General features: G+C 60.8%; 11 protein-coding genes. 6 read left to right on the forward strand and 5 right to left on the reverse strand.

Annotated elements, in window-relative coordinates:
* The first annotated feature begins 80 nt into the window (after positions 1-80).
* From treZ to AC1D35_RS25390, 3 genes are all read left to right on the forward strand, one after another.
* Positions 81-1,901, forward strand: coding sequence for a malto-oligosyltrehalose trehalohydrolase (gene treZ / locus AC1D35_RS25380; protein WP_477940597.1), 1,821 nt, complete (start codon positions 81-83; stop codon positions 1,899-1,901).
* Between the two features lie 76 nt (positions 1,902-1,977).
* On the forward strand, positions 1,978-3,441 hold the full coding sequence (locus tag AC1D35_RS25385; protein ID WP_113296833.1) for a phospholipase D-like domain-containing protein: 1,464 nt from the start codon (positions 1,978-1,980) through the stop codon (positions 3,439-3,441).
* A gap of 94 nt (positions 3,442-3,535) precedes the next feature.
* Positions 3,536-4,360: an endonuclease/exonuclease/phosphatase family protein gene (locus AC1D35_RS25390; RefSeq protein WP_113296961.1), complete on the forward strand. Its 825-nt coding sequence runs from the start codon at positions 3,536-3,538 to the stop codon at positions 4,358-4,360.
* Positions 4,361-4,373: 13 nt separating this feature from the next.
* Here AC1D35_RS25390 and tehA read toward each other — a convergent pair whose 3' ends face one another.
* On the reverse strand, positions 4,374-5,330 hold the full coding sequence (gene tehA, locus AC1D35_RS25395) for a dicarboxylate transporter/tellurite-resistance protein TehA (RefSeq protein ID WP_477940599.1): 957 nt from the start codon (positions 5,328-5,330) through the stop codon (positions 4,374-4,376).
* Positions 5,331-5,401: 71 nt separating this feature from the next.
* Positions 5,402-5,740: a carboxymuconolactone decarboxylase family protein gene (locus AC1D35_RS25400; RefSeq protein WP_113296960.1), complete on the reverse strand. Its 339-nt coding sequence runs from the start codon at positions 5,738-5,740 to the stop codon at positions 5,402-5,404.
* A 120-nt stretch (positions 5,741-5,860) separates the two neighbouring features.
* On the opposite strand from AC1D35_RS25400, the gene AC1D35_RS25405 reads away from it, so the two are divergent.
* Positions 5,861-6,793, forward strand: coding sequence for an AraC family transcriptional regulator (locus tag AC1D35_RS25405; protein ID WP_477940601.1), 933 nt, complete (start codon positions 5,861-5,863; stop codon positions 6,791-6,793).
* Between the two features lie 12 nt (positions 6,794-6,805).
* On the opposite strand, the gene AC1D35_RS25410 is transcribed toward AC1D35_RS25405, so the two are convergent.
* The gene (locus tag AC1D35_RS25410; RefSeq protein ID WP_477940603.1) at positions 6,806-7,711 is read right to left on the reverse strand and encodes a LysR family transcriptional regulator; all 906 of its coding nucleotides are present in this window, start codon (positions 7,709-7,711) and stop codon (positions 6,806-6,808) included.
* 110 nt (positions 7,712-7,821) lie between these two features.
* On the opposite strand from AC1D35_RS25410, the gene AC1D35_RS25415 reads away from it, so the two are divergent.
* A complete protein-coding gene (locus AC1D35_RS25415; RefSeq protein WP_477940605.1) occupies positions 7,822-8,652 on the forward strand; it encodes an SDR family oxidoreductase in 831 nt (276 codons plus the stop codon).
* Between the two features lie 7 nt (positions 8,653-8,659).
* On the opposite strand, the gene AC1D35_RS25420 is transcribed toward AC1D35_RS25415, so the two are convergent.
* Positions 8,660-9,655: an aldo/keto reductase gene (locus AC1D35_RS25420; protein WP_477940611.1), complete on the reverse strand. Its 996-nt coding sequence runs from the start codon at positions 9,653-9,655 to the stop codon at positions 8,660-8,662.
* A gap of 274 nt (positions 9,656-9,929) precedes the next feature.
* Here AC1D35_RS25420 and AC1D35_RS25425 point away from each other — a divergent pair, with 274 nt between their 5' ends.
* Entirely contained in the window at positions 9,930-10,820 is an 891-nt protein-coding gene (locus tag AC1D35_RS25425; protein ID WP_477940607.1) for a LysR substrate-binding domain-containing protein, read from the forward strand.
* Between the two features lie 3 nt (positions 10,821-10,823).
* Here the strand turns inward: AC1D35_RS25425 and AC1D35_RS25430 are convergent, their stop codons facing one another.
* Entirely contained in the window at positions 10,824-11,366 is a 543-nt protein-coding gene (locus AC1D35_RS25430; RefSeq protein WP_477940613.1) for a 3'-5' exonuclease, read from the reverse strand.
* Positions 11,367-11,471: the final 105 nt, after the last annotated feature.

Here is an 11,471-nt window from a genome sequence, read left to right on the forward strand (position 1 = left end):
GCTTCGGATTGTTCCTGTCTGTTCGGAACAACGCGCAGCCTCAGGAATTTGATGCTGATGGAAATCAGACGGGGTGAGGGATGAACCAGATTTCACAAACTGGCAGGATCACGGCGCGCTGGGGCGCAAAGCTCATTGAGGGCAACGGCGCGCGTTTTTGCCTTTGGGCACCAGGCGCGGACGCGCTATCGCTGCGGCATCGGGGCCGAGATATCTCGATGGAGCATATTGGCGACGGTTGGTTCGAGGTAACTGTGGTGGAGGCATTTGCCGACGACGAGTATATGTTCGTTCTGCCGAACGGAAGGGCTGTGCCGGACCCGGCGTCGCGAAGGCAGGCCGGGGATGTGCATGGCCCATCATTGATCGTCGATCCCCACTATCGATGGCAGAATTCTGGCTGGCGCGGCCGCCCCTGGGAAGAGGCGATCATCAGCGAAATCCATATCGGTACCTTTACGCCCGAGGGTACGTTCCGTGCTGCGGCGGAGAAGCTCACGCATCTCGCGGAAACCGGCATCACGGCTGTCGAAGTGATGCCCGTTGCGCAATTTGCCGGTAATCGCGGCTGGGGTTACGACGGTGTGCTACAATATGCGCCGCATTCCGCTTATGGCACGCCGGCCGATTTCAAGGCCTTCATCGATACGGCGCATGGCCTTGGCATCATGGTGCTGCTCGATGTCGTCTACAATCATTTCGGACCCGAGGGCAATTATCTCCCCAGCTATGCGCCGGGCTTCTTCCGCGAAGACCGGGAAACGCCCTGGGGGGCGGCAATCGATTTCGGGCGAAATCCGGTACGGCACTTTTTCATCGAGAATGCGATCTACTGGATCGACGAGTTCCGGCTGGACGGGCTCAGGCTCGATGCCGTGGAGCAAATCCACGACACGTCCGAAAAGCATGTGCTGTCGGCTATGGCCGACGAAGTGAAAGCCGCCTTCGCCGACAGGCACGTCCATCTCGTCGTCGAAGACCAGCGCAATCTCGTGGAGTTGCTGGACCGTGACGAGAGCGGCGCTCCCAAAGCCTACGAGGCCGAATGGAACGATGATTTTCATCATGTAGCGCACATCATCGCGACCGGTGAAACGGTCGGCCACTACAAGCCTTTCGCCGATCAGCTCTGGCATAAGCTTCGCATCGCGCTTCAGCACGGCTTTATCTATCCTGATCGAACCGATCCGCCGGAACTGCCCGTCGGGGAGCGTCGCTACCTGCCGCCGACCGCCTTTGTCGATTTCCTGCAGAACCACGACCAGATCGGCAACCGCGCTTTCGGCGAGCGGCTGGTAAGCCTTTCCGATCCCGATATGCTGGATGCGTTGACAGCGATACTCCTGCTCTCACCGCACATTCCCTTTCTCTTCATGGGGGAGGAATATAGGGAGAGGCAGCCCTTCTATTTCTTCACCGATTACACGGGCGAGCTCGCCAAAATAGTCCGCGAGGGTCGTATGGCGGAAGCCGAGGGTTTTGGCGGATTGAAGGCCGAAAGGTCCCTGGCCGATTTGCCCGATCCAAATGCCTTTTCGACCTTCGAGAATTCGAAACTTGACTGGCAATTGCGCGAGAGCGAAGAGGGCCGGAAAAACCTGGCATTCGTCTCGGAGCTCCTGGCGCTGCGGAAAACCTATATCGTGCCGCTGCTGCGGCAGAGCTGGGCCATCGGCAGTGGCGTGCTTGAAGCGCCGGAAGGGGCGGTCGCCGTCTCGTGGAAGTTCGCCAATCTGACGCTGGCTCTGCGCGCCAATTTGTCGGGGCAGGCCCTTATCTTGCCGTCGGTCGCCGGGACGGTGATCTATGAGCGCTACGGCAAGGCAGCAAAGCCTGCCGAGGATGGCGCGCTGCCCCCACATTCCGTGGTCTTTGCCGTCGATGTTGAGCCGGCGAATTAAACAACTGAAAATTTCGCGTTGAGAGCGGGCCGCGGACTGATTGAACGCAGACGCTTCGCGGTTATATCTTGTGGCGATGTTTCAATTGTTGTCGACCTACTGGCCGCATATCCTCTTCGTCATCTCGATTGCCATGGGGGCAGCGGCGGCGATCCATGCTGCCATGACCAAGGAAGAGGTCCGGGCGGCGATCGGGTGGGTGGGCGTCATTATCCTCTCGCCGATCATCGGCGCCCTGCTTTACATGATTGCCGGCATCAACCGCATCCGCCGCAAGTCGCTGAGCCTTCGCCGCGACGCATTGCTGCCTGCCGCCGATCTGGACGAGCTCGAAAAATTCGACGCGGAGACCGATGCCGTCATCAGCCAGTTCGGCCGCCGCTTTGCAGCCCTGCAGACACTTGGTGATCGCGTCACCCGTTATCCGCTGACGACCGGCAACACCATCGACATGCTGGAAAACGGCGACGAAGCCTATGCGGCGATGAAGACGGCGATCGAAACCGCCGAACGCAGCATCCTGCTCGAAACCTATATCTTCGACCGCGACCGGATCGGGCTTCGCATCGCCGATGCGCTGATTGCAGCCGTCCGGCGCGGCGTGGAGGTGCGCGTGTTGATCGATGCGGTCGGTGCGCGCTATTCGGTACCGAGTATTCTCGGCCGTCTGCAGGAGGGCGGGGTGACGGTCGATGTCTTCAACGGCAACGTCATCATGGGTCTCAGGCTGCCCTACGCGAACCTGCGCACCCACCGCAAGATCCTGATCGCGGATGGAAAGATCGCGCTGACGGGCGGCATGAATATCCGCGAAGGCTTCAGCGAGGAAGCGGTCGGGGGGAGCTTTGCCCATGACACGCATTTCAGTGTTAGCGGCCCGGCAGTTGCCGATCTTTTCGATGTGGCCGCCGAGGATTGGCGTTTCACCACAGGCGAAGTCCTGAACGGCGAGGCCTGGCGCATCGACCGGCCGGAGCGCAAGCGCGGCGATCCGGTCTTCATGCGCATCGTCGCTTCCGGGCCGGACCGGAGCGTTGAGACGAACCACAAAATGCTGATGGGCGCTTTTTCCGTTGCGCGCCAGTCCATCCGGATCATGTCGCCTTACTTTCTGCCGGATCGGGAGCTGATCAGTGCACTAACGACAGCGGCCCGTCGCGGCGTGGAGGTAGATATCGTCGTGCCTGCCGCCAACAACCTCGTCCTGGTCGACCGGGCGATGACCGCGCAGTTTGACCAGATCGTCAAGAACTACTGCCGCATCTGGCGTTCGACCGGCAGCTTCAGCCATTCCAAGCTGCTTTCGATCGATGGAACCTGGGCCTATGTCGGCTCCTCCAATCTCGATCCGCGCTCGCTCCGGCTGAATTTCGAGATCGATCTCGAAGTGCTGAATGCCGGTTTTGCTGCCGAAATCGATGAGCGCATCGACGATGCCATCAAGTCTGCCACACCGGTTACGCTCGAGGGGCTGTGGTCGCGACCCTTCCTGGTGCGGCTGCTCGAAAAGGTGCTGTGGCTGGGTTCGCCATATCTTTGATCGAGTTTTCGTGATTGCGGCATGGCAAGTTTTGCTGCGTTGCCTATAATCCTGAAAAAGAGCTTTCCGAGCAATGGAGCCGGCGTTCCTTCCGATGCAAGCCAAGAAGAAAGACAGTCTCCCCGCCAGTATCATGGCCTCCATCAAGAACAGGAAGAAGCGCGTTGAGACCTGGCGTGCGGGACCGAAACCGCGCAATGACGGCACTCTGATCGCTTCCTACAATGTCCATAAATGCGTCGGCACCGACCGACGCTTCGATCCGGAACGCACGAGCCGTGTCATCCATGAGATCGATGCCGACGTCATCGCGCTGCAGGAGGCCGATACGCGTTTCGGCGAGCGTACGGGCATTCTCGATCTCGCCCGCCTGGAACGCGAAACCGGGCTCGTTCCGGTTCCGATCTCAGGGGCGGTGAAAGCGCATGGCTGGCACGGCAATGTGGTGCTCGTCCGCAAGGGCCTGGTCCATGATGTTCATCAGGTGAAGCTTCCGGGGCTGGAGCCGCGCGGCGCGCTGGTTGCCGAAATCGAGCTCGAAGCCGGCGGGAAGCTACGCATCATCGCCGCTCATTTCGGCCTGCTGCGTCACTCGCGGGCGCAACAGGCAAAGATGCTGGTCGATCTCATCAGCGACCGGCATGAAATGCCGACCATCCTGCTTGGCGATCTCAACGAATGGCGGCTCGGCGACCGCTCGTCCCTCAATAGTTTCCAGACGGCTTTTGGTCCGTTGCCTCCTGCCGTTCCGAGTTTTCCTGCCGGCCTGCCCGTCCTGGCGCTCGACCGCATCATCGCCAACCGGGAAGGCATCATCTCCGTGGTGGAGGTGCATGACACCCCGCTCGCCCGCATGGCGTCCGACCACCTGCCGATCAAGGCGGTGGTCGATCTGCAGCAGGAAGTAGCAAGCGCCTAAAGCCGTTGGGCTCTCAGGCCTGGMCAGGAGCAGGAAGAAGCTTGCCTTTCACCAGCAGCCAGAGCGTCCCGACTGCAATGATCGCAAGCGCGATATTGACGAGCACGAAGATAACGGGCGCAAGCTCGCTGATCGCGCCGGTGTCGCCGCGCGCCGTCATGCGCAGCACTGCTGTCGAAAGCGCGGTGAGGCCGAAGGTGAAGGCCCAATAGGAGCCGGCGAAGGGTTGCTGCATGATCCAGGGCAACTGACGGCCGATGATCAGGACCTGCAGGATGGCGTAACCGAACATGGCATGCACGAGCATATCGGGCGTGCCGGTCGTCACACTCAGATAGGCGACGCTGCCGACGGCGGGCGGAGCAAGCTGGATGCCGAGGGTCGGCCGCAGCGGTGCTGCCAGCTCCGGCGCCATCAGCAGCCGGTGCAACAATACTGACTCGATTGCCAGCCAGGAAAAGAAACCGGCGCCGAAGGCGAGCTGGCCCCAGTCGGCATAACCAAGCGTGCCGGCCGCGATGGCGGTGACGAAAGAACCTGCAACAGTCGGCAGATAAAGAACCGGGGTGTTGGTGACCGGATCACGCCCACCACGCCAGAGCAGCCCGGTTCGCCAGAGCAGGAAAAACAGGGTGATGGCGAACCCCGCCAGAGACAGAACTTCAGTTGCGATGCGCGAATAAGGAAGAATAGCAAGTCCCGCCAGCATGGTCGCGACGCCGATCAGACCGACGAAACAGCACTGAATGGGATGTTCAAGTTCCGCCGTCACCTCCTTCGGCGCGACAAACCATTTCGCGGCGTAGAGGAGGATGAGGACGAGCCAGATGGCAAAGCCAAGAAGGCTGATGGCTTCGCCCACGCTGGCCGGAACCGGCCAGATGGCAGCGGCGGCGCGCCAGCTGTTGCCGAGCCCGACAATGCCAAGAACAATGCCGAAAAATGCAGCGGGTATGCGGGGGAGCGACATGTTCGTTTCTCCGGATTGGTCCGGCAGGGTCATTTGCCCTGCCGGTGCGGCAAGCGGTTCACTTTGGACGTTTACTTTGCAATGGCGTCGGCAGCGTCCATCACGCGGGCCGAATAGACAAGAGCGGCACCAGCATTAACGGAGATCGCGACACCGAGAGCCTCAGCAATTTCCTCTTTGGTGGCGCCGACCTTCTGGGCTTCGGTCGTATGTACGGCAATACAGCCATCGCAACGGACGGTTACGGCCACGGCAAGGGCGATCAGTTCGCGCTGCTTGGCGTCGAGATGGTTGGTCTTCTGTCCTGCGGTCGAAAGGGTTTGATAGCCTTTGATCGTCTCTGGCACGATCTTGGCGATTTCGCCGATCCGGCCCAGGAGTTCGCCGCGATATTCCTTCCAATCCAACATGAAAATCATTCCTTCTCATATCAGCGACGGCGTGATTGCCTCGGCTGTTGGGAGTGACTATGACCGTTMAAGGTGATAGTTTGAATGCTCAAAAAAGTCATTTTCTAGCGCGATCGTCTCATGGATGTTTTAAGCCGCCTTATCGAACTCGCCCGCCTGCAGCCGACGCTCGACATTCGCTGCCGGCTGCAGGGCGCGTTTCATATCGACCACGAGTCCGTTGCAGCAGGTACGCTACCGTTTCATCTGATCCTCGGCGGCGATTGCCTCATTCGCCTCGGCTCCGGTCGTGAAGTCACCTTGCGCTCTGGCGATTTCCTGCTGTTGCCGCGCGGGGATGCGCATGCGATCGTTGGCTTGCGGCCAGGCGGCGAAGCACGGCCCCTGCGCATCGCCGTGGGTGGCATGCTGCCTTTGCGCGAAAACGGCGAAGGCGAGGCCGATGTCGACCTGCTCTGTGGTCATTTCGATTGCGCGCCGGGATCTGCTGCCTTGCTGCTCGATAGCCTGCCTGACGTCTTTCACGTATCGCTCACCGAGGAGTCGGAGGAACTGCTGAAGACGTTGGTCGCCATGCTCTATAGGGAGACCGCTGAAGAGAGGCCGGGAGCATTGGCGATCATCACCGCGACCTGTCTCTCGCTTTTCATCATGGCAGTGAGGGCCGGCAAGGTCTCGCCCGTCGCGTCCACGGGGCTGCTGCAATTGCTCGGGGATGCCAGGCTCGGCAAATCCGTCGTGGCAATGATGTCCTCGCCGGCCTTTGGCTGGACGATCGATGATCTTGCCCGTCATTCGGCCATGTCGCGGGCTACCTATGCCCGGCAATTTCGCGAGCGCGCGGGAATGACGGTCGGCGCGTTCCTGACCGATATCAGGATGACGCTGGCGAGTGACCAGCTGCTCAGGACGCGCCGGACCGTTGCAGATATCGCTGCAGAGGTCGGTTATGAATCCGAAGCCGCCTTCGGCAAGGCTTTCAAGGCAAGACGCGGCATAACGCCGGCGCGCTTCCGCTCTGCTGAACAGGCGAGACAGAATGGGCAGGGGTGATGTGCGGGGAGGCTAAGCACCTTGCCGCTCGACTTCCGTCAGCACGGATATGAAGGCGCGCAAGCTTTGCGGCACGTGCCTGTGACCGGGATAATAGAGGCAGAGTCCGGGGATCGACGGGCACCAGTCGTGAAGAACAGAGATAACCTCGCTGCTGGCAAGATAGGGCCGCGCGACCCTTTCCGGCACATAGGCGATGCCGAGCCCTTTGACCGCCGCTTCCGCCATCAGTTCTACATGATCGAGCGTCAGGGCGCCCGATACTTCGATAGTCACTTCCTGGCCATGTTTCTCAAACTCCCAGCGGTAGAGTTTGCCGCTCGGCATACGCAGGCGGATGCAGCGGTGGCGCTTGAGGTCTTCAGGCGTCTTCGGTCGCTTGTGATCTTTCAAGTAAGCTGGTGAGGCAACCGCGAGGAAACGTGCTTCGCCGCCGAATTCGACCGCTATCATATCAAGCGGCACGGATTCCCGAAGGCGGATGCCGGCATCGAAGCCTTCGCCGACGATATCGACCAGCCGGTTTTCGGTGACAATATCGAGCGATATCTCCGGATAGCGTTCGAGGAAGAGAGGAATGGCGGCATTCAACAGCACGCGGGCGGCAATTTCGCTGGCGTTGATGCGCAGCGTACCGCTCGGCTGACCTCCGAATTCGCCGACGGCATCCAGCGCCAGATCGAGATCGCGCAAGACCGGTTTCAGCCTGTCGAGAAGCATTTTGCCGGCTTCGGTGGCCGCGACGCTTCGCGTCGTGCGATGCAGCAGGCGCACGCCCATGCGTGCCTCCATGTTGCGCATCATATGGCTGAGCGTCGACGGTGAGAGGCCGAGTTCGCCGGCCGCCTTGCGGAAGCTGCGATGGGTGACGATTGCCGAGAAGGCATTGAGGTCATCAAGTGTCGGCCGATAACTCATGGGTATTTTTCAACAGCTCATACGGATTTGAACGGATTATCACATCAATAATCGTCTCTATCTTTGTTTTCATCAAGCCGCGATCCAGCGGTATCAGAAAGGTGGAGACGATGACAAAGACATGGTTCATCACAGGCACATCCTCCGGTTTCGGCCGGATCATGACTGAGAAACTGCTGGCGCGCGGCGATCGCGTCGCCGCAACCTTGCGCAAGCGCGAAGCCCTGGCTGACCTTGAAGCGCAGTATGGCGAACGGCTCTGGGTCGCGACCCTCGACGTCACCGATGACCGGGCCGTTCATGCAGTCGTCGACGCCGCCTTCGAGCAGATGGGACGCATCGATGTCGTTGTCAGCAATGCCGGTTATGGCCTGTTCGGCGCCTCAGAAGAGGTGAGCGATGCACAGATTCGCCATCAGATCGATACCAACCTGATCGGCTCCATCCAGGTGATCCGGGCCGCGTTGCCGCATCTGCGTCGGCAGGGCGGCGGCCGCATCCTGCAGGTTGCCTCGGAAGGCGGGCAGATCGCCTATCCGAATTTCAGCCTCTATCACGCCACCAAATGGGGGATCGAAGGCTTCATCGAGGCCGTGGCGCAAGAGGTCGCCCCCTTCGGCATCGACATCACCATTGCCGAGCCTGGGCCTGCGGGCACGGATTTCGGCGCTGGCCTCGTCAGGCCGCCACAGATGGATGTTTATGACGATACACCGGCCGGTCAGGTGCGCCGCGCGATTGCCGATGGCTCGTTCAAGATCCTGGGCGATCCTGTGAAAATGACCGACGCGATGATCGCGGCGGCCGAAAAGCAACCGGCGCCAAAGCGGCTCGCGCTCGGCAGCACGACCTATCAGTCGATCCGCAAGGGGCTGACCGAGCGGCTTGCCGAGTTGGACGCGCAGAAGGATATCACGCTGTCGACCGATATCGACGCGTGAGCCATCCTCAGCGATCGATCGTCGACATGATCGTCTCGTTATAGCGCTTGCCCGCGACCTTCCCGGGGGCAAGCGCTTCATCGAGCGCCTTCATGTGTTCGGCACTGAGCGAAATGTCGGCTGCGGCAATATTGTCTTCCAGATAGGTGCGGCGCTTGGTGCCCGGGATCGGCACGCAATCGCTGCCCTTGTGCAGGATCCAGGCGAGCGCCACCTGGCCAGGCTTGCCGCCGAGCGAGGATGCGACCGAGCGAACGGCCTCGGCTGCGCGGACGTTCGCATCGTAGTTCTCGCCCTGATAGCGTGGATCGCCGCGACGGAAATCGCCTTCCGGATACTCTTCGGCGCGCCTGACTTCGCCGGTCAGGAAGCCACGGCCGAGCGGGCTGAAGGGCACAAGGCCGATGCCGAGCTCCCTCAAAGCTGGGATCACGTCAGTTTCCAGATTGCGCTCCCACAGCGAATATTCGCTCTGCACGGCCGACACCGGAAAGACGGCGTGGGCGCGGCGGATATTAGCGACACCGGCTTCGGAGAGGCCGAAGTAGCGAACCTTGCCCTCCTTGACGAGTTCGCCGACGGTACCGGCGACATCTTCCATCGGGACAGCCGGATCGACGCGGTGCTGGTAGATGAGGTCGATGTGGTCGGTGGCAAGACGCTTGAGCGAGCCTTCGACGGCGCTCMGAATGGTTTCCGGCCGGCTTTCACGCTCGGTGCCAACCTGCTTGCCGTCTTTCAGGCGGAAGCCGAATTTTGTGGCCAGCGTCACCTCGTTACGACGGCCCTTGAGAGCTCGACCGAGCAGTTCCTCATTCTTGTAGGGGCCGTAAACCTCGGCTGTATCGAGGAAAGTGCAGCCGAGTTCGATGGCGCGGTGAAGGGTTGCGATGGATTCCGTCTCATCGGCCGGACCGTAGGATTGGCTCATGCCCATGCATCCGAGGCCGACGGCCGATACTTCAAGTCCCTGCCTGCCGAGTTTACGCTTCTGCATCGTGATGCTCCCGCTTCTCTAGTAAGGAGAGGTCTATATAGACCCCGGCGCAGGATTATGAATGCGCGAAAATCCCGATAAGCTGCGTGAGCGTTCAGTAGTCCCGGCGCCGTCGGCTATCCTTGCCATCAGATGTGAAGGTGACAAGGCGAACGGCATCCATCAGGATTGAGACGATCTGCTTCCACATGACTTCTCTCCTTTCCCAAGTGTTCTCCTCCCCTTGCGCCCGGCCTTCAAACGAGCTTATCGTTGACTTCGGATGACTTGAGGTTATGGGATGAAGCGTGGTCGGCTGCCGCTGACGGCATTGCGAAGCTTCGAGGTCGCGGGACGGCTCGAGAGCTTCACGCTTGCGGCCGAGGAACTGTTCATCTCGCAGGCCGCCGTCAGCCGACAGATCCGCGAGCTGGAACAGCTATTGGGTGAGCCGCTGTTCGAGCGGCGCCATCGAAGTGTCATCCTAACTGGAAGCGGCCGGAAGCTGCTTGCCGTGCTCACCCCTTCCTTCGACCGGATCGACCAGTGCCTGGAGGATATCCGTGGAGCTTCAGTGTCTGCGGATCTGAAAGTCAGCGTCGAACCCTCCTTTGCCGCTTGCTGGCTCGTGCCTCGGCTGCCGGAATTTCGCAGACTCCATCCTGACGTCGAGATATCGCTCGATGCCGATCCGCGGACGATCGAATTCCGTACAGGCCAGGCGCAGATCGCGATCCGGCACAGCGCCACCGTCACCGCATGGCCACGGACAGAAAGCCGGCACCTGGTCGATGTCCGCATGGTGCCGGTGATCGCCTCCGATCTTCTGGAGCGTGGCCCACCGATCTCCTCTCCGCATGACATTTTTGCTTATGGGCTCTTGCATGAGGAAACCCGCGACGCCTGGAGCCGGTGGTTCGAGGCGGCCGGCATTTCCATGCCCGAGACAGCGAGGGGGCCAGTCTATGCCGATGACGGGCTCGTGCTGCAGGCGGCACTGCGTGGCCAAGGCGTCGCACTCCTGGATGAAGCCTTTGCAGAGGAGGAAATCCGGGCCGGCCGCTTGCGTCAGCTCTTCGACCTCACTGTTTCGAACGGCGCTTACTGGCTGGTTGCCCGCAGCTTCGACCGTCTTGCGCCCGCAGCTGCGGATTTTGCGCGCTGGGTGACCGAGAGCTTTCACAAGCGCTGACCTCTACCCGCCTGTCGCCATCCGCTTCTTGGCCGCCTCGCGGACAAGCTTCCATCGGGTAAGCTCAAGCGCGGCGTCCGCCAATGCGCGATGCGCCGGGACTGTCGTTTTGCTTTCCTCGACGATGCCGTCGATGAGCTTTGATAGCTCTGTCTCCGTGATCGTCGCTCCCGTTAATTCACGCGCCGCAGCCGTAAAGGCGTCACGTGACTTGCCGAGCCGGAGGGCATGCCGAGGAAAGCCGGCGGCGCGCAGGAGAACGCTCAGCCATTTTCCATCCCACGAAGGGGCACTGGCATAGAGATCATGCCCGGTCAAAACCTCGACCATTTCACTGGCGACCTGCTCTACCGGCTCGCCTTCCGATGCAAGCAACTGCCGCGAAATCCCATGGATTGCTTCTGCATCGGCTGCCCAGTCGTCCCAGTCGGCGGCGGGCCGGATCAGCGCCGAGCGGGAGCGACCGTCTTCGAACACCCAGGCAATTTCGATCGGAACGCTTTTCTTGCTTAGGGACGAGGCCTCGAAATCCAGGAAGACGATCAAGGTAATGCGACAGGCGGGCGCTGTCCTCCAGCGAAAGATTGGCCCCGATCGACCGTGCACGGCCCCGACACCTATTCTAGCGTCAGGACCGGGTCGAGCGAACTG

The organism is Rhizobium sp. P1_E6 (assembly GCF_056405875.1).

Bases quoted from the DNA above. Each gene is read 5' to 3' on its own strand.
- AC1D35_RS25385 (WP_113296833.1), top strand. From the start codon at position 1,978: ATGTTTCAATTGTTGTCGACCTACTGGCCGCATATCCTCTTCGTCATC.
- AC1D35_RS25405 (WP_477940601.1), top strand. From the start codon at position 5,861: ATGGATGTTTTAAGCCGCCTTATCGAACTCGCCCGCCTGCAGCCGACG.
- AC1D35_RS25390 (WP_113296961.1), top strand. From the start codon at position 3,536: ATGCAAGCCAAGAAGAAAGACAGTCTCCCCGCCAGTATCATGGCCTCC.
- AC1D35_RS25415 (WP_477940605.1), top strand. From the start codon at position 7,822: ATGACAAAGACATGGTTCATCACAGGCACATCCTCCGGTTTCGGCCGG.
- AC1D35_RS25400 (WP_113296960.1), bottom strand. From the start codon at position 5,740: ATGTTGGATTGGAAGGAATATCGCGGCGAACTCCTGGGCCGGATCGGC.
- AC1D35_RS25425 (WP_477940607.1), top strand. From the start codon at position 9,930: ATGAAGCGTGGTCGGCTGCCGCTGACGGCATTGCGAAGCTTCGAGGTC.
- AC1D35_RS25410 (WP_477940603.1), bottom strand. From the start codon at position 7,711: ATGAGTTATCGGCCGACACTTGATGACCTCAATGCCTTCTCGGCAATC.
- treZ (WP_477940597.1), top strand. From the start codon at position 81: ATGAACCAGATTTCACAAACTGGCAGGATCACGGCGCGCTGGGGCGCA.